The following is a 17,346-nucleotide window of genomic DNA, read 5'->3' as shown; positions in this document are numbered from 1 at the left end:
GTGGGCCCGGCGGGGATCGAACCCGCGACCTTCGGATTAAAAGTCCGCTGCTCTGCCGATTGAGCTACAGGCCCGTCAAAACGCTACCAGGCGATCGGGGCTGCTTCGTCGGTCTGCGAGTTCATCCAGGCCGACTGCGATCGCCGCGAATGCCCGCAACGCGATGTCGTCCTCCAGGTAGTTGTGATCGGGCAGTCCGTCGATGAGGAACCACGGCACACTCAAGATGGCCTTCCATGGGTCGAAGTCGGTGGCCGGTTCGGTCGGGACCGGCACATGGGGGAGCGATGCCGGACTCACACCGTGATAGTCGTTGGGCACCAGCCTGATCGGATCGTTCCAGTTCGTCGCCACGTAGAGGTGGTCCGAGCCGACGCCCAGTTCCGCCAGAGTCTCGGTGCCCGTTCCGGCTCCGCCCACCATGATCAGATCATCGAAAGCAGCGCTGCGGGCCGAAGCCGCGCCCAGGACTGCTGCTCCGTAGGAGTGGCCCCAGCCCGTGACGTGCCTGCCTTCCAGCGGGAGAGATGCCAGCACACCGGCCGTCTCTCGGGAACCTTCCTTCCACCGGCGCGACAGTACCGCCTCGAGAAAACTCTGGGGAGCTGCGTAGGAGAGGAGTGGCACGACGGCGACCTTGCCCAGGGCATTGTGTTCCGCCAGAGCCGTGGCCTCCGCAAGGAGCCGTTCGGCGTCTGCCAAATTGTGGTCCAGCCACCCGGCCGTTGTCGTGTTCATGCCGGGGATCATCACGAGGACGTGCTCCGCGCTGACGGGCCCGAGCCAAACGCCCGCCCGGTAGCCGGCGCGACCGGACCGTGACCCGATCGGAACAGACCGGTCGACGGCGAAGTAGACCAGGTTCGTTCCGATCAGCCGAACGAGCGTGTTGTAGTCCGACAAGAGGCCGTCGAAGAGCCGTCCCTCGTTCACGCCCAGCTTCGAACAACGGTTCAGCTCGGCGACGACCAGCCAGAGCTCATCCCAAACCCGGCTCTTGCTCGACTCGATTAGTTCATCGAGCGTGGGTGCGGACCTAAAAGCACCGGTGTCCCCCGGGAGGCTCTGAGAAGCCTCAAATCCGGACGACCCGGCGGGAAGCGCTGCTGCTGCTTTGCCGGTGACAAACCCGGCGGAGTCCCCTGCCCATGACGCGATTCGGTCGACGGCCGCCATCTCTGAGTGCGCGATGTCCACGAGACCCTCGGCGATGCTTCCGGCCTCAGCGGCCAGTCCCTCGAGCAGGGCCGGGAGACGGCGGATCTCCTCGAGATCGACCAGTCGGAACTCTGTCATGAACCTGGCCGGCCTCGCTCGCCCCGGCGGAATGGGAACCGCCGGCCCAGGCTGGTGCCTGCCCCGATCGCCCGGCGGCGCGCCCGTATGTCGACGATGAGAAACATTGCTAACAGCTGCAACATATCAAAAACCAGCACGGAAGCTAGAGTGCAGTAATGATCAGGTTTGGAGTGTCAGGGATGCCGCCGGTCGGCGTCGACGACGCCGTCTTCCTCGATGGGCTGGTCGCCGAGGGACGCGGCGCCTACGAGCTGGCATTTGTCAAGGAGTTCCCCTGGTCGGAGGCTCGCTGCGAGGAGTTCGGCGGGGCTGCCGCCGACCGTGACATCTGGCTCTCCGCTCACGCCCCCTATTTCGCGATCCTGACGGTGGAGGACGAGGACAAATCCAGGCAATGTCTCGCAGCTCTCGAGCACACCATGAAACTCGGTCGCGCGCTGGGGAGCAGGATCATCTGCGCCCACTCGGGGCCGGTCGGCGGGCGGGAACCGGAGGCCCTGATGGATCTGATTCGGCGGCGGCTCGAGTCGATCGCTCCCAAGGTCGCCCACCTCGGCGTCGGGTTGGGCCTCGAGACCGCCGGGAACGACCGCTCGTTCGGGTCGATCGGTGATATCGCGGCGCTGGCGGCCGAGTTCCCGTTCGTTCGACCGGTCATCGATTGGGCTCACGTTCATGCCGTGACGGGCGGCGGGCTGACGTCGGAGGCCGCCTTCTCGACGGTGATCGAGTTCATCAAGGAGGCCTTCCCGGCCTGGATGATCGAGCCTCTCCAATGCCAGTTCACCGACAATCTCGTGGGCGCACACGGCGAGGTGAAACACGTTCCGTACGGGGAGGGGACGCTGCGGGTCGGACCGCTCGTTGAAGCCGCCCGCAAAGCCGGACTGCGCATGGTGATGATCTCAGAGGCTCGCCAGGAGTCGTCGCATGCGGCAATACAGAGTGAGATCGTCGCCGCGCTACCCGCCGTTGCAGCATCGAATGCCGGCGGGCGACTGCTTGGGACTGGACGTGCACCGATACCCGGCGTCATCGAAGTCCTCGGTGATCAGGGAGGGTTCCGACCGGTGGGCCTCGATCGTCCACTGCGGCTCTCCAACATCGACAAACCGTTCTTTCCCGACGGATACACCAAGGGTGACCTCATCCAGTACTACGCATCGATCGCCCCGGTGCTGCTGCCTCACCTCGCCGGCCGGGCGATCGTCATGGCCAGGTTCCCGGAAGGAAGTGAAGGTGACTTCTTTTATGAGAAACAGGCTCCCGGGCATCAACCCGAGTGGATGCCGCTCGCTCCTATCCACTCGTCCCACCGGGGGGAGCCGATCGACTTCGTGATGGCTTCGGACCGGGAAGGGCTCATGTGGCTGGCCAACATGGCTTGTATAGAAATCCATCCGTGGCTGAGTCGAGTGGACAACATCGAGAATCCCGATTTCGCGGTCTTCGATCTCGATCCGGCCGATGGGGTCGCCTGGGAACAGGTGGTCGACGTGGCCGGGGTTATCAAGGTGGCCCTGGACCGCCTCGGCCTGCGCTCGTATCCCAAGACTTCGGGTGCCACGGGCCTGCATGTCTACGTGCCGCTCGAACCCGTGCACGATTACGCACGGGTACGGGGATTCGTCGAGAGAGTCGGAAGGCTCATCGTGGCGGCCGACCCCGACGGGGTCACGATGGAGTGGGATATTCCCAAACGATCGGGAAAGGTCTTCATCGACCACAACCAGAATGTCGGCGGCAAGACGATTGCCTCCGTCTACTCGGTCAGGCCTCGACCGGGAGCGCCCGTATCGACTCCTCTACTCTGGCAAGAGATCGGCGATGCCCGTCCCGGCGATTTCACGATCGTCACCATCTGGGACCGGCTCCAACGATTCGGCGACTTGTTCGCCCCCGTCCTCAAAGGCGGTCAAACCCTCGACGCCGCAGAAGCAGCGCTGGGCATCGACATCTAGAGCGTCCGAGAAGACGCTAAGGAACAGGGCAGGCCCGTCCTGGGGGGCCAATTGCCAATAGCCAGCTGCCGACAGCAAAGCACGACGCCTGCCGGATTCTGACGAAACTGCCGCTCGTGCCTTTATCACTCCCTTTACCCGGACGAGGGGCGCGTTTAGTCCCGGATGCGAGAAGGTGTCTTCAGAAACGGATCTCAGGAGGATGTAAATGAACCGCCGTCTCGCAGCTTTCTCGATACTCGCCGCTCTCGCTCTCGGGTTTCTGCTGGTTCGCGCTGGTGCTGCCGAAGCCACAAACAGCCGGATGACTTCGTTCCTGAGCGCCTATCCAAGCGCAAGCGGCACGAGGCTCGATTCGTGCGCCGTCTGCCACAACAGCTCCGCCGGCGGCGGCTCGTTCAATGCCTACGGCACCGCCTACGTCGCCGCCAACAAGAGCTTCACGGCCATCGACGGCCTCGACTCGGACAATGACGGTTTCACCAACGGCGCCGAGATCGCCGCCGGGACCTTCCCGGGGAACGCTTCGGACAAGCCGGCCACCACGACCACCACCGCGGCTACGACTCCGCCCACCACAACGGCGTCTACGGCTCCCGCGACTACGACCCCGACAACGATGCCGAGCACGACCAGTACGACGGCCACGACCGTTCCCTCCGCCGCAACGACCTCCGGCGGCCCGGCGCTGGTCACCTCGCAGTCCACTGCGGTGTTTCCGATGGTCCTCGATCTCGGAGCAGCGGGGACGGTGGAGATCAGACTCGAAGACGGGAAACTGACCGCACAAGTCAAGCCCGGTGCGGGATGGTCCTTCAAGATCGAGTCCGAAGACGACGAGGTCGAAGTCGAGTTGACCAACGGTGAGGATGAGGTCGAAGTGGAAGCGGAACTCGAAGACGGCAAAGCGAAGGTCACGGTCAAGATCGAGAGCGACGATGACGACCACGACCGCAGCCGGGACGATGACGACGACGACGATGACGACGACGACGATGACGACCACGATGACGACGACGACCACGATGACGACGACGACCACGATGATGACGACGACTGAACCGATCTGAATCTCCCTGGCAGAGGGGCCCGAAAGGGCCCCTCTGCTCATGGGCACTCCGCCGGGCCCGGGGGGTTGCACCGCGCGCGGCGGCCGCGCCTGTAACCATTTGGGACCTTCGGATATCAAAACGTTCGTGTTTGGGAAGTACCGCGACGATAGGGACTGTTATGGTCGTCTTTCGATGGGTACTACTACCTGTATCGGCCAAAGACGTCGCTCTCCGGGGCGACGTCTTTTCGTATCCGGGAGGTGAGGAGAAATGGTGGAGTTGACTCCACAGAAGAAGACCGTTTTGGGTCTCCAACACATGGTCGCAATGTTCGGGGCCACGATCCTGGTTCCGTTGATCACGGGTCTGAACCCGAGTGTTGCGCTGATCTCGGCGGGTGTTGGGACGTGGCTGTTCCACATAGTGACGAAGTTCGGTGTGCCGGTTTTCCTCGGTTCATCGTTCGCCTTCATTCCGCCGATACTGTTGGCGCAGGCAGAGGGCTACAGCTTCGCCAGCATCGGCGGCGGCATCATGGCGGCGGGTGTCGTCTACCTGATCGTGGCCGGCATCGTCTGGGTGCTCCCGAACGGGAGCCAGCAGATTCGTGCCTTGTTCCCTCCGGTCGTGACCGGCCCGGTCATCACGGTGATCGGTCTCACGCTCGCACCAATCGCGATCAGTCAGGCAGAGGGCAACTGGTGGCTGGCCGTCGTGACGCTGCTTGCAACGATCATCGCGGCCATCTGGTTCAAGGGCCTTTTCAAGATGCTGCCGATTCTCACCGGCTTCGTCGTCGGATACCTGGTGGCGCTGATCTTCGGTGAGGTCGACTTCGATGCGATGGACACCGTCGACTGGTTCGCATGGCCGGACTTCACGATGGGGACATTCGACTGGAGCGTCATCTGGATCATCGCCCCGGTCGCCTTCGTGACGATGATCGAGCACGTCGGGGACATTCTGACCAACGGCCGCGTTGTCGGAAAGGACTTCTTCGACGAACCGGGTGTCAACCGGACCCTTCTGGGCGATGGCCTGGCAACCCTGTTCGCCGGTTTTGTCGGCGGTCCTCCGAACACGACGTACTCGGAGAACACCGGCGTGCTGGCAGTGACCAAGGTGTACGACCCGATGGTTCTGCGCGTAGCAGCCCTGTTTGCGATCCTCCTCGGATTCATACCGAAGTTCGGTGCCCTCTTGCAGACGGTGCCCGTGGCCGTTCTCGGTGGTCTTTCCATCGTGCTCTTCGGCATGATTGCATCGATCGGCATACGGGTGCTTTCCGATGCAGGCCTGGACTTCACCCACAGCCGCAACCTGATCGTCGTTGCTTTGATCCTGGTCTTCGGCCTCGGATACAGCGGCCTGGAGTCGCCTCTCTCCATCGGCGATGTGCAAATCTCAGGCTTGGCCCTCGCGGCAGTTGTAGGCGTAGTGGCCAATCTGATCATTCCGGCACACATCGAAGAGGAGTCAGAAGCGGTCGAAAGAGAATCGGTCAACTGAACCACCTACCGAGCTGAGAAGCGGCGGCCTCCGGGCCGCCGCTTCTGCTTTGGGTGTCTTGTTCGCGAACCCGCCAGACACACGAGTGGACGGCGACCCGCGCCTAGATGTCAGTCCGCATCCATCGCACTGACCGCCCAGGCGAGCCCATGGTGGGGATCCTCGGCAGCGAGGCGCAATACCCACCCCGTCGAGGGGGCCAGGTCGTCCCAGATGTACCAGCGCAATGTGCTGCCGGCCTCACCCAGCTCTTCCGGATCCGGCGGCCATGGTTCCAGGAGATCCGTGAGGGCGGCCAGTGCCCACCAGGCGGCGAAGCGCCCGGCCGCCGCGCCCGGCCGTTTGCCGTGCGCTCCACCCGAAGCGGCCGCCCAGGCCATCCACGCCAGCGCGTTGCCGAGGTCGGTCTCCCCCATCAGGATCTGGCGGGGGCCGAGTGCGGCTACGGCCTCTATTGCGGTGCCTTCCACCGCGGCGGCCTCGCTGCGGCCGTTCGATTCGATCACCCAGGTCTCGGTCAGTGCCAGGAGGGCGTCGGTCTCGTCCGGATGGTTCAGGGCGGGAACGGCCGGCGGCAGCGCGACGCTTGCCAGCGGCGGTACGGGTGGCGTCGGATGATTTGCCCTGTCGGACCTGTAGGCGGCGGTCGCGTACTTCGGTTCCCACTCGAGCAGCGCCAGGGGCAGGTCGAGCAGGCGAGGCTCCAGCCCGGTTGTGCCCCTGAGGTCTTCACCGCGCACTACCCGTTCGTATGCGATCAACGTTCGTGCTGTGACATTTGGAAGATGGGGATCCAGCTCCCTCCACGTGTGTGAGGAGGCTGCGACCTCGGTGAGCGGACCCAATGTGAAACCGCCGCCGCCGGAGATCGCAACGGCGGACGCCGGTGCGGGCGGCCCTTCCAGAGCCAGGCGATAGTCGGCGTGATAGGCCACACCCCACAGCTGTCTGCCGCGCTCGACTGCCTGCCGGCACCGTGCGGCCAGGTCAACGAGATCGTCCCACTCCCGCGCCGAGCACATGCCGTCGATGATGCGGAGCAGCTTGGCCGGATCGTTGCCTTCGATTGCGTCGACAACGTCCTGGCGGGCGTTCAAACCGGCACCTCACCGGGTTCGGGGCCCGTCGCTACCGGGTAGCGCTCGGTGGACCAGTCACTCCACGAACCCGGATAGAGGAGGGGTTCGGGCAAACCGGCGATGTGCATCGCCAGGATGTTGTGACATGAAGTGACGCCACTCCCGCAGTAGGTCACAGTCGGGACGGCACCGCCCGCTCCGAGCGCCTCGAAGCGCGCCCGTAAATCGGTTGGGCTCTTGAAGCGGCCGTCGGACTCCACATTGCCGCCGTGGAATGCGTTCACCGCAGTCGGGATGTGCCCGGCGATCGGGTCCACAGGTTCGGTGGTGCCTTCGTATCGTTCGGGAGCCCGCGCATCGAGGATGACGGCCGTTCCGAGCGAAGCGCGCAGGGCCTCTCGATCTATGGAAGCGCCCGGGCGGAAGGTACCTCTGAACTCGGCCGCCGGCGGGCGGTGCACTTCCTGCTCGACCGGCATTCCCGCCGCGGTCCAGGCGGCCCATCCGCCGTCGAGCACCGAGACCGGCTCATGACCGACCTGCCTGAGCATCCACCAGAGGCGCGCCGCGATGGATCCGTCAAGGGCGTCGTAGACGATCACCTCGTGACTCGAACCGATGCCGCGAGCTCCCAGGAGGTCGGTGAAGTCGGTCCACTCGGGGAGCGGGTGACGGCCCGGTCCCGAGCCCGGCGTGCTCAGGTCGTGCTCGACGTCGAGAAAGATCGCTCCCGGGATGTGCGATGTCAGGTATTCGCGTCGCCCTTGTTCCACATCGGCCAGGTACCAGCGTGTGTCGACGACCCGCAGTCGCTCATCGCCGAGACGTCCGGCGAGCTGGTCGACGTTGACTAGGGACACCGGAGTACCTCCAGGTTGGTGTGAATTCGTTGCGCCGGTTTACTCGCCGTCCGGCGGCTCGGGGGTCTCGGCCGCGGCTTCCTCGGCCGGTGCCGGCTGCTCTTCGCTCTTGCTCTTTTCGCGCCACTTGGAGATTTCGTCTCCCAGATCCGCGAATGTGGCGCCGAGTGCGTCGATGAACGATTTGGCGGTCTGCTTCACCTCTGCTTGCACTTCCGGGTCTTTCGCCGCATCTCCAACGGTGGCGAAGGCGGTCTTCAGATTCTCACCGATCGTTCGAATCGCGTCCTTGACCTCTTCTTCGGAAACGGATTCCGAATCGTCTTTGCCCGCTTGCGACTCGTAGTGCTGCTTGAACATCGAGCCGAGTTTCTTGAAGCCATCGCCAACTTCGTTCCACGTTTCGTCCGACTGACTCACGGTAATCCCTCCTAGGATCGGTTGGAATGCAACTCCACCTCCTCGATGCTACCTACGAGCTGTTCCGTGCGTACTTCGGAAAGCGTCCCACCCGCACGTCACCGACCGGGCAGGACGTGACGGCCGTCCACGGTCTGATCGATTCGACCCTCAGCCTTCTTCGAGAGCCGGAGGTGACGCATGTAGCCGCCTTCTTCGACACCGTCATCGAGTCGTTCCGCAATGAGCTCTACGACGGGTACAAGACGGGGGAAGGCATCGCCGAAGAGTTGTTCGCGCAGTTTCCACTGGCCGAGCGCTCGCTCGAGGCGATCGGAGTGCGGGTCTATCGCATGGACGAGTTCGAGGCCGACGACGGGATCGCCGCCGCTGCCCTCCGCTTCACCGACGAGGTCGATCGGGTCGTGATGCTCAGCCCGGACAAGGATCTGAGCCAGGTCGTCGTGGGCCACCACATCGTCGCATACGACCGGTTGCGGCAGCGCCTGCTCGACGAGGCCGGCGTGTGGGAGAAGTTCGGTGTCGCTCCGGAGTCGATCCCCGACTATCTGGCACTTGTCGGAGACAGCGCGGACGGGATTCCCGGCATTCCCTCCTGGGGAGCGAAGTCGGCTTCGCTGCTGCTGGCCGAATACCGCCACATCGAGCAGATCCCGCCGGATGAACGAAGTTGGCGGGTGACGGTGCGCGGTGCCGCCCGTCTGGCGGAGAACCTGCGGGAGAACATCGAGGACGCCCGGCTCTTCCGGACTCTCACCACACTTCGCTACGACGTTCCAATCGAAGAGGACCTCCAGGACCTCGAGTGGATGGGAGCCCCGCGAGAGGAGTATCTGTCCCTCTGCGAGGAGTTGGGCTTCGAGAGCCTCCAAGACCGCCCGCACCGCTGGCGTTAGCGCCGGCAAGTGCCTGCAAAGGATCGATCTGATCGAAAGGGGAGAGATCATGACACAGAGCATCGTGGCGACGATAAGAGTGAAAGAGGGCCGTCAGGACCAGTTCGAGGACGTCGCTCTCAAACTGGTCGAAGCCGTCAATGCCAATGAAGAGGGTTGCCTGCTCTACACACTGAACAAGGGAGACGACCCCGCGGTCTACGTCTTCATAGAGCGTTACGCAGACGCAGCCGCGATGTCGGCACACCGGGGAAGCGACCACTTCAAGAGTCTCGGTCGCCTGTTGGGTGAGTTCATGGATGGCCCGCCGGAGGTCACTCTCCTGTCCGAAGTGGGATGACAGACGGGCGGGAAGTCGGGGTTGCCGGGCGATCACCGCAGAGACGGAGCGGAACCATCCACCCGTAGTGGCTCGAGTAGACGGAGCCGTTCACCCGACCATGGGCGGCCGGTCGGCCAGGCTCCGGTACCAGTAGTCGTAGAGGGGCTCGAATCCCATACTCCTGTAGAGATCCAGGGCCGGAGTGTTCACGTGCATAACCTGTAGATAGGCGATTGAAGCCCCAGCGGCCCGGCCCCAGCCCAGCAGCGATTCCGACATTGCCCGGCCGTACCCGGCCCTGCGGAACTGCGGCAGCACGGCGATGCTGAACAGTCCCACCAGATCGCCGTCTGCCACGGCGAGACCCGTGGCGACGGGTCTTCCCGCTTCTCGCAGCAGAGCGAATGCCGTCTGCGGTTCGATCATCCGCAAGGTCTGTTCGAGCGTTGGCCGTCGCCCCGCCATGTACCGGCTCGACTCCATGATGATGTCGAACCATGTCGAGGTAGGAGAGTCTGTGATCTCGATGCGTTCGTTTGCCGCCAAACCCTTGCCGGCCAGGTGCAGCGTCTGAACTGAGGTCGGGTCCTGTCGCCGGTATGCGGCGGCTTCGAGTTCCGAATCGAGGCCGGCCGGCTGCGACATCGGTGTCATCCGGAACGTGCCGGGGATTCCCCTCTTCCCGTACCAGGCCTCGGCTGCGGCGACGTCTGATGCGACAACGCCCGAATGAGAGAGCGTTTGCACAGAGTTGTCCCGCCGCGATTGGCCGTTGGCGAAACGAAGCAGCCAACCATTGAGGCCTGCTTCTTCGAGAGCGGGAAACGCCCGAAGGGCAGCCCGCTCGACCTGCATCGGGATGGGATCGGACATCTGCATGAAAGGAAACTACTCACGATCTTGACCCGGATACACTCAACACGCGAGACTCGGAGTCGAGGAGGTGCGGTATGAGCGAGCATCCGAACGTCGAACGGATCAAGCGTGAGTATCAGGCGTTCGCGGAGGACAACTTCGAGAATCTCGCCGAACTCTTCTCGGAGACCGCCGTCTGGCATGTTGCGGGTGACACCCCCCTGGCCGGCGACCACATCGGACGCGACAACATCGTTGAGTTTCTTCGCAAGCTCGCTCACGACACCCACGATTCCTTCCTGATCGAGGTGCACGACATACTCGCCAACGATGTCCACACCGTCGTGCTCGCCCATACGACGGTGAAGCGCGACGGAGAGTGCTACACCGCAGACGAGGTCCACGTCTTCTGCATGAGCGAGAGCGGGTTGATCACCGAAGCCTGGGGCTTCACCTCCGAGCCGGAGGGCCGCGGCCGGTTCTGGTTCTGACGGCCGGACGCGTGTCGAGCGCGTTGGCCCCGTCTCATATGTGAGCGCCGGGCGTTGGGCCGTCGGTCGCCAACCGGGTCCAGCAGCTACGGTCCGTTACGACTCGACCGGCCGAGCGCCTTCACGCTCCAGGACACGGCGCAGTTGATCCTTCTTGACCAGGCCGGACGCACGCCAGCGCTGTGTCGGCACTGCCTTGCTGCCGTTCGGCCGGTTCTGTTTCTTCTGCCGGTTCGTGGTCGAAACCAGAACGAACGTAGGAGTTGCCCTCACCTTGAAGCGCTGTGCAGCGGCCGGAACCTTGGCAACGTTGGCTTTCACAACGTGGGCGCTGGAGCCGAACTCATCGGCGATCTCATCGACGATCCCGTCCATGACCCTGCACGGCGCGCAGCCGAACTGGAAGAAATCGATCAATACCGGTTTTCCGGTCGCGACCAGATCGTCGATCTGCTGGAGCGAGTCGGCCTGTACTGCCTTGCGGCGGCGTTTGAAGATCATTTTTCGAGAAGCTTCCTGGCGGGTTCGAAAGGGTCAACGCCCAAGGGACTGCGATTATGCCCGGCTCGGCCGCTCTTGCACAACCGGCGGGTCGAAGCAGACTCGGACAATCCCCGGCGAGCCGCCGCTGTGCGTATTGGCCCGGTGTGTTGTACGTTGGGAATCATGAACGACACCAAAACCATAGATCGACTGCTGACCGAGACCAAGACATGGGCGGTCGTCGGACTCTCCGGGAAACCGGACCGGGCATCCTATCGAGTCGCCGCCAGACTCCAATCCATCGGGATGACGATCATCCCGATCAACCCGATCGAGGACGAGATCCTCGGAGAGAAGAGTTACCCGGATCTGGCCTCAGTTCCACTCGAGGTAGACGTCGTCGACATCTTCCGCCGGTCCGAGTTGGCCGGCGTGCACGTCGACCAGGCAATCGAGATCGGTGCCAAGGCAGTGTGGATGCAACTGGACGTGATAGACCGGGAGGCGGCCGACCGCGCCGAGGCGGCGGGCCTGGACGTCGTCATGGATAGATGTCCGGCGATCGAGCTCAGGCGCAGAGGTCTTTGAGCGGCCCTACAAATCCTCCGGTGCCTCGGTGTCATCGTTGACGACGTCGAAGCGTTCCATGCAGTCTTCACACCTGTAGACCAGCTGATCTCCGGGTTCGTAGTCCCGCTCCGGTGGAGCGAAGCTGATCAGGTGGGCTCGACCTCCGCACTCAACGCAAGTGATTATCGATGCGGGTTGCACACCTCAACCGTAGCCGTCACAAAGCGTCTGCGGGTCTATCCTGATCTGCGCCGTCCATCGAGACTGCGGGGCTCGACCGCCTCAAGAGCCAGTAGCCGGCCAATCCGGCCGTCAGCGAACCCAGGAAGATCCCCGTCTTCGCCCGGTCTGTCAGCGTCGGGTCGTCGAAGGCGAGACTGGCAATGAACAGCGCAACGGTGAAGCCGATGCCGGCCAGCAGGGCGAGACCCCACACATGCTGCCAGGTCGTACCCCGTGGAAGTCTGCCGATGTTGAGCTTGACTGCAACGAACGTGAAGAGGCTCACGCCGAACATCTTGCCGGCGACGAGGCCGACTCCCACACCGAGGGCGACCGGATGGGTGACTGCGTCGACCAGGTCCACGCCTGCGAACCGAACGCCCGCGTTCGCCAGGGCGAAGATGGGTACGATCGCGAAGGAACTCCAGGGCAGCAGCCGGTGCTCCAGGCGGCTGAGAGGAGCGATCGACTCGTGTGCCACAGCCGTCAACTGCCGGGCTTCGTAGTCGACGTGCTCACGGGCAGTCTGAGTCGTCGCGCGGGCCGGATAGGTGTCGAGGATCCGGCGTGCCTTGTTGTCGAACTCATCGCTCGAGAACATCGGCCGGCTGGGAGTCATCAGTCCGAGCGCTACACCGGCCAGGGTGGCGTGCACTCCCGACTCCAGCAGGAAGAACCATGTTGCGACTGCCATGGGGACGTAGAACACGGCGCTGCGAACGCCTGCCCGTTTGGCGGCTTCGATGACGGCCAATCCGGCCAGCGCACCTCCCAGCCAGGCGAGGCTGAGATCGTCCGTGTAGAAGACTGCGATCACTGTGATGGCACCGATGTCGTCGGCGATCGCCAGAGCAAGGAGGAACAGCTTCGCTCCGACGGGGACACGGGATCCCAGCAGCGCAACTACACCTATCGAGAAGGCGATGTCGGTTGCCATGGGGACTCCCCAACCTGCCATCGCCTCGCCGCCCGTTCCCATGACGAAGCCGACGTAGATCAGCGCAGGGAAGACCATTCCGCCGAGAGCAGCCACGGCCGGAAGAGCCGCCGCCTTCGGGTCGCGGAGTTCTCCCAAAACGAGCTCACGTTTGATCTCGAGCCCCACGACGAAGAAGAAGATCGCCATCAGCCCGTCGTTGACGATCTCCTGGAGGCTTTCGTCGAAGTGCAGCCAGTTCCCGAACTCGATCGAGATATGAGTGCCTTCCCAGAACTCCGCGTAGCTCTCGCCGAACGGCGCGTTTGCCCAGATGAGGGCAATGGCGGCTGCGATGAGCAGCATTATTCCGGACGAAGCCTCCGTGTCGGCGAAGCGCATGACCGGCCGCATGAAGCGGCGCGGCACGAAACGCTCGGAGTGCAACCAACTCGGGTAGGTCTGTTTGTCTGCCACGTTTGTGGAGAGTACCAAGATCTCGGCCGTCGGCGACAAATCGGGACGGCGAGCAAGGTCCGGAGGATTCGGAAAGTACCAGCCGGCCGCCGTCGCGGTTTGTTCCGACATCGCGTTGGTATTTCATTGTCATAAGCTCCTGGCTCATGATGAGACTCGGCATCGTCCGCCACCTGTACTTGGGAGCCGGTTTGCTGTCGATCGGTCTTGCGATCGCCGGCACAGTGCTGCCGATCGTTCCCACCGTGCCGCTCGTCCTACTGGCAGGGTTCTTCTTCAGCCGGTCCTCTGAACGCTTCGACACCTGGTTGGTCGGGCACCCACTGTTCGGTCCGATCATCCGTGACTGGCGTGCCGGCTTGGGGTTCACCGTCAGAGCGAAGGTCATCGCCGTCTCGGCAATTGCCCTCTCTTTCAGCCTCACCCTGCTCGTAGCCGTCGAATCAGCTGCAGGGCGGGCGGCAATGGTCGCTCTCGCACTCGCCGTGGTCGCCTACATCGTTACCCGCCCCACCAAGTTGACGGCAGCTGAGACCGAGTAGGGCCCGTCTCTCAAACGGGCGCTCCGGTGACGGGGCGCGTTCCGGCTCGAGGGCGTGTGCTTCTCTCAGCCCGTGTGCTCTCTGCTGCCGGCCGCCTTCGGCTATTCGTAGGAGATTGCCTCGAGAACGTCCAGGTTCGACGCCCGATAGGCCGGCCAGGCCGCGGCGAGGATTCCGGCGAGCGCCGCGCCGAGAAAGCCGGTGAACAGCCAGGCCCAGGGGATGCTCAGCTGAAGACCCTGATCTGCCAGCGCCGCAACCAGCGCCCAGCCGAAAGCCATGCCGAGCCCGGCACCGAGCAGCGCGCCGAAGATCGCGATGATGACCGACTCCAATCCGATCATGTTCCTCACTTGTGGTCTGCTCATCCCGATCGCGCGGAGAAGTCCGATCTCATGTGTGCGCTCATACACCGAGAGCAACAGAGTGAGGAGAATGCCGAGCAAGGCGATCAAGACCGACATCGCCAGCAGTCCAAAGATCAGGTAGACGACCTGGTTGATCTGAGAGGCGATCTGATTGCGCAACTCTTCCTGATCGATCACCTCAATACCGGGGAACGGTTCGAGGGCGGCCTCGATCGTCGTTCTTCCGCTATCTATCGAGACACCTTCCGCCAGCCGTACGTAGGCCTGCGTGATGCTGTCCTCGATGTAGTTGGCGGAGAAAGTCGCGCTGGCCATGAACCACGAAACATCGGTTGCGCTGGCAATGTCGATGATGGCCCCCAGTTCGAAGACTCGTGCACCAGTGCGTGCGAAGCCGATGTCGACCGGATCGCCCACTTCCAGGCCCTTGTCATCGGCGACGGACCGGGTCGTGGCGATCAGGTTGCCGCCGAGGCTCTCGAACGACCCATCGACCGTCTCAACGTCGAGGAACTCGCCCACCACGGCCGGATCCACGCCGGCGACGAGGGTCGTCGAACCGAGCACTTTCGCCGGTCCCGCTCGCACGCCGGTGACCAACTCGATTTCGTCCAGGGTCGCCACCTCCGACAAGGCATCCGAACTGAATCCGATGAATCCGAAGCCGGGCGGTTGCAGCAGCAGGTCGGCGGTGAAGGCTTCCTCGATGGCGGTGGTCGCGGTGTCCCGCGTCGAAGCGGCGAGGATCGACACAGTCGCCACGAGTGCGAGGCCGATCATCAGCGCGCCGGCCGTCGCCGCGGTTCTCCGCGGGCTTCGTGCGGCGTTCCGCTGCGCGAGGTTTCCGGTGGCGTTCGACAGAGCACGCATCGGGATCCCGATCAGACGTGCAACCGGTCTCGCCACCAGAGGGCTCAGAACGTAGGTGCCTATGAACACGAATCCGGCTCCGATTCCCACCAGCAGCGCCGGAGACATATCGGCGACGTCCAGTCCGGTCAACCCGCCTGCAATCGCCGCCGCACCAAGCAGGGCGATGGGCGTTCCGCCGATCACCCGATTGCGCCAGGACTTTCTGGTGCCGGCGGTCGGCACTTCACGCAACGCCGCCATGGGGGAGATGCGCGAGGCGCGGACTGCCGGCAAGAGTGCTGAGATCATGGTGACGGTGAGCCCGGTAGCCAGAGCCACGAGCACGGTTCGCACCTGCAGCTGCAGGCCGCCCGAGGGTAGGTCGCCCCCGAAGGCCACCTCGATCAGTACCTGCATCGCCATCGCCAGCACCACGCCTGCGCCGACTCCGAACAGAGAGGCTATGAGTCCGGTGACCGCGGACTCGAATAGAACCGATGAAGTCACCTGCCCGCGGGTTGCACCGATCGCGCGCAGGAGACCCAGCTCCCGTGTTCTCTGGGCGACAACGATCCTGAAGGCGTTGTAGATGACGAATACACCCACGAAGAGAGAGATGCCGGCGAAGGCGAGGAGCAGTGTGTTCAGGAATCCCAGGCCCTCTTTGACCTGCGCCGTCTGCTCCTCGGCGACACTCTGGGAGCTCACCGCCTCGATTCCCGGCGGCAGCACCGCATCCACCGCGGCGATCACGGAATCCAGGTCGCCGGCCGGCTCGATCGTTATCTCGATCGCATCGACCTGACCGGCGGCGTCGAGCAACTGCTGAGCGGTCTCGAGGTCGAACAGGGCCCAACTGGTTCCCAGCAGATTGTCGGCCTCGCCGAAACCGAGGCTTCCCACGAGCGTGAAGCTCTGCTTTGGTCCCCCGATGAGCATTTCCACCGTGTCTCCAACTGCAAAGCCGGCACGTTCGATCGTGCCAACGTCGAGCATCAACTCCGACGCGCCCGTCGGAGGACGGCCGTCGCGAATGGTGAACTGGGAAGGGCCGCCCGACCACGAAGTCACGAAGGTGGGGGGCCCGGCAGTCGGGAGCAGGTCGCCCTGTGCATCGAGGATCTGACCGTACGGTGACAACACCGTTCCCCAGGCGCCGTCGACGCCTTGGACCTTGCTCACTTGCTCGACAAGGTCCTCCGGCATCCGCTCGGGCAGCCCGAAGCTCAGGTCGGGGTCGACCTCCCGCCTCACCTGGATGTCGGTGGCCGAGAAGGCCTCCGAGAAGAGATCGTCGAAAGCCTCGCCGATCGTGTCTGTGAACACGAAGGCTGCGACAACGAAGCTCACCCCGGCCAGGATCGCCAGCGAAAGGAGCCCCGATCTGATCTTGTGAGCCCAGATGCTCTTGAGGGCCGCCCGGAGCATCCCTCAGCCTTCCAGCGTCTTGATGCGATCCAGGATCCGCTCGGCGTTCGGGTCGTACATGTCCCCCGCGATACGGCCGTCCTCCAGGAAGACAACACGGTCTGAGTGTGCTGCGGCCAGCGGGTCGTGCGTGACCATCACGATCGTCTGACCGTAATCCTGCACGGCTTGCTTCATGAACTCGAGCAGTTGAGTCCCGGATCTCGAATCGAGGTTGCCGGAGGGTTCGTCGGCGAAGATGATTTCCGGGCGACTGGCGAGTGCTCTGGCAGCCGCGACGCGTTGCTGCTGGCCGCCGGACAGTTCGGACGGCTTGTGGGACAGGCGGTCGCCGAGAGAGAGGATGTCGATTATGTGGTCGAGCCACTCCGGGTCCGGCTTGCGGCCGGCTATGTCCATCGGGAGCGTGATGTTCTCGCTCGCGTTCAACGTCGGCACCAGATTGAACGCCTGGAACACGAAGCCCACCTTGTCGCGCCGGAGCCGCGTCAGGGGTTTGTCGGCCAGGTCCGTGAGATCGACATCGCCTATGAAGACCTTGCCCTCCGAGACCCGGTCGAGTCCGGCCATGCAGTGGAGAAGGGTTGACTTTCCCGATCCGGATGGCCCCATGATCGCGGTGAAGCGCCCCTTCTCGAAAGCGACGTCGACGTTGTCGAGGGCTCTGACTGCCGTCTCGCCCTCACCGAAGATCTTGGTTACGCGGCGCGCCGACGCCGCAGCCGAAGTGATTGTTGTCACAGA

Annotated in this window: 18 protein-coding genes and 1 tRNA gene; 8 read left to right on the top strand and 11 right to left on the bottom strand. The window is 63.7% G+C overall.

The genetic code is table 11. From position 1 onward, the window contains the following. Position 1 precedes the first annotated feature (1 nt). Together VLT15_06885 and VLT15_06880 are read right to left on the bottom strand one after the other, a co-directional pair. Positions 2–74, bottom strand: a tRNA-Lys gene (locus VLT15_06885). A gap of 1 nt (position 75) precedes the next feature. Beyond that, a complete protein-coding gene (locus VLT15_06880; GenBank protein ID HSR44938.1) occupies positions 76–1,296 on the bottom strand; it encodes an alpha/beta hydrolase in 1,221 nt (406 codons plus the stop codon). A gap of 158 nt (positions 1,297–1,454) precedes the next feature. On the opposite strand from VLT15_06880, the gene ligD reads away from it, so the two are divergent. From ligD to VLT15_06865, 3 genes are all read left to right on the top strand, one after another. After that, positions 1,455–3,260 (top strand): non-homologous end-joining DNA ligase, encoded by a 1,806-nt coding sequence (ligD, locus tag VLT15_06875; GenBank protein ID HSR44937.1) that lies wholly within the window; start codon positions 1,455–1,457, stop codon positions 3,258–3,260. A gap of 208 nt (positions 3,261–3,468) precedes the next feature. Next, positions 3,469–4,320 carry a thrombospondin type 3 repeat-containing protein gene (locus tag VLT15_06870; protein HSR44936.1) on the top strand — a complete coding sequence of 284 codons (852 nt, stop codon included), beginning with the start codon at positions 3,469–3,471 and terminating at the stop codon, positions 4,318–4,320. A 271-nt stretch (positions 4,321–4,591) separates the two neighbouring features. Beyond that, entirely contained in the window at positions 4,592–5,821 is a 1,230-nt protein-coding gene (locus tag VLT15_06865; GenBank protein ID HSR44935.1) for a uracil-xanthine permease family protein, read from the top strand. Positions 5,822–5,931: 110 nt separating this feature from the next. Here the strand turns inward: VLT15_06865 and VLT15_06860 are convergent, their stop codons facing one another. The 3 genes from VLT15_06860 to VLT15_06850 are packed head-to-tail and all read right to left on the bottom strand — an operon-like array spanning position 5,932 to position 8,180. Continuing rightward, entirely contained in the window at positions 5,932–6,918 is a 987-nt protein-coding gene (locus VLT15_06860) for a hypothetical protein (protein HSR44934.1), read from the bottom strand. Next, complete coding sequence (locus VLT15_06855; GenBank protein ID HSR44933.1) at positions 6,915–7,760, bottom strand: sulfurtransferase; 846 nt, start codon at positions 7,758–7,760, stop codon at positions 6,915–6,917. The genes VLT15_06860 and VLT15_06855 overlap by 4 nt, the downstream gene beginning before the upstream one ends. A gap of 39 nt (positions 7,761–7,799) precedes the next feature. Then, entirely contained in the window at positions 7,800–8,180 is a 381-nt protein-coding gene (locus tag VLT15_06850) for a hypothetical protein (GenBank protein ID HSR44932.1), read from the bottom strand. Between the two features lie 26 nt (positions 8,181–8,206). Between VLT15_06850 and VLT15_06845 the strand changes: the two genes are divergently transcribed. Together VLT15_06845 and VLT15_06840 are read left to right on the top strand one after the other, a co-directional pair. Further along, complete coding sequence (locus VLT15_06845; protein ID HSR44931.1) at positions 8,207–9,076, top strand: 5'-3' exonuclease H3TH domain-containing protein; 870 nt, start codon at positions 8,207–8,209, stop codon at positions 9,074–9,076. A 49-nt stretch (positions 9,077–9,125) separates the two neighbouring features. Next, positions 9,126–9,416 (top strand): putative quinol monooxygenase, encoded by a 291-nt coding sequence (locus VLT15_06840; protein ID HSR44930.1) that lies wholly within the window; start codon positions 9,126–9,128, stop codon positions 9,414–9,416. A gap of 90 nt (positions 9,417–9,506) precedes the next feature. Here the strand turns inward: VLT15_06840 and VLT15_06835 are convergent, their stop codons facing one another. Next, a complete protein-coding gene (locus tag VLT15_06835; GenBank protein HSR44929.1) occupies positions 9,507–10,277 on the bottom strand; it encodes a GNAT family N-acetyltransferase in 771 nt (256 codons plus the stop codon). Between the two features lie 71 nt (positions 10,278–10,348). Between VLT15_06835 and VLT15_06830 the strand changes: the two genes are divergently transcribed. Beyond that, positions 10,349–10,744, top strand: a complete 396-nt coding sequence (locus tag VLT15_06830; GenBank protein HSR44928.1) for a nuclear transport factor 2 family protein — start codon at positions 10,349–10,351, stop codon at positions 10,742–10,744. Positions 10,745–10,840: 96 nt separating this feature from the next. Here the strand turns inward: VLT15_06830 and VLT15_06825 are convergent, their stop codons facing one another. Then, positions 10,841–11,245, bottom strand: coding sequence for a thioredoxin family protein (locus VLT15_06825; protein ID HSR44927.1), 405 nt, complete (start codon positions 11,243–11,245; stop codon positions 10,841–10,843). Positions 11,246–11,410: 165 nt separating this feature from the next. Here VLT15_06825 and VLT15_06820 point away from each other — a divergent pair, with 165 nt between their 5' ends. Beyond that, complete coding sequence (locus VLT15_06820) at positions 11,411–11,815, top strand: CoA-binding protein (protein HSR44926.1); 405 nt, start codon at positions 11,411–11,413, stop codon at positions 11,813–11,815. Between the two features lie 6 nt (positions 11,816–11,821). Here VLT15_06820 and VLT15_06815 read toward each other — a convergent pair whose 3' ends face one another. Then, positions 11,822–11,998, bottom strand: a complete 177-nt coding sequence (locus tag VLT15_06815; GenBank protein ID HSR44925.1) for a hypothetical protein — start codon at positions 11,996–11,998, stop codon at positions 11,822–11,824. A gap of 16 nt (positions 11,999–12,014) precedes the next feature. Further along, positions 12,015–13,412 (bottom strand): Na+/H+ antiporter NhaA, encoded by a 1,398-nt coding sequence (nhaA, locus tag VLT15_06810; protein HSR44924.1) that lies wholly within the window; start codon positions 13,410–13,412, stop codon positions 12,015–12,017. A 146-nt stretch (positions 13,413–13,558) separates the two neighbouring features. Between nhaA and VLT15_06805 the strand changes: the two genes are divergently transcribed. Then, positions 13,559–13,954 carry a YbaN family protein gene (locus VLT15_06805; protein ID HSR44923.1) on the top strand — a complete coding sequence of 132 codons (396 nt, stop codon included), beginning with the start codon at positions 13,559–13,561 and terminating at the stop codon, positions 13,952–13,954. A gap of 101 nt (positions 13,955–14,055) precedes the next feature. On the opposite strand, the gene VLT15_06800 is transcribed toward VLT15_06805, so the two are convergent. Next, entirely contained in the window at positions 14,056–16,602 is a 2,547-nt protein-coding gene (locus VLT15_06800; protein HSR44922.1) for an FtsX-like permease family protein, read from the bottom strand. Between the two features lie 3 nt (positions 16,603–16,605). Continuing rightward, complete coding sequence (locus tag VLT15_06795; protein ID HSR44921.1) at positions 16,606–17,343, bottom strand: ABC transporter ATP-binding protein; 738 nt, start codon at positions 17,341–17,343, stop codon at positions 16,606–16,608. Between the last annotated feature and the right edge of the window lie 3 nt (positions 17,344–17,346).

This window comes from Acidimicrobiia bacterium, from assembly GCA_035471805.1.
Taxonomy (GTDB): Bacteria; Actinomycetota; Acidimicrobiia; order Spongiisociales; family JAHEDJ01; genus JAHEDJ01.
The sequence above is the reverse complement of the archived record's forward strand: the minus strand, read 5'-3'. Positions and strand labels throughout refer to the sequence as shown.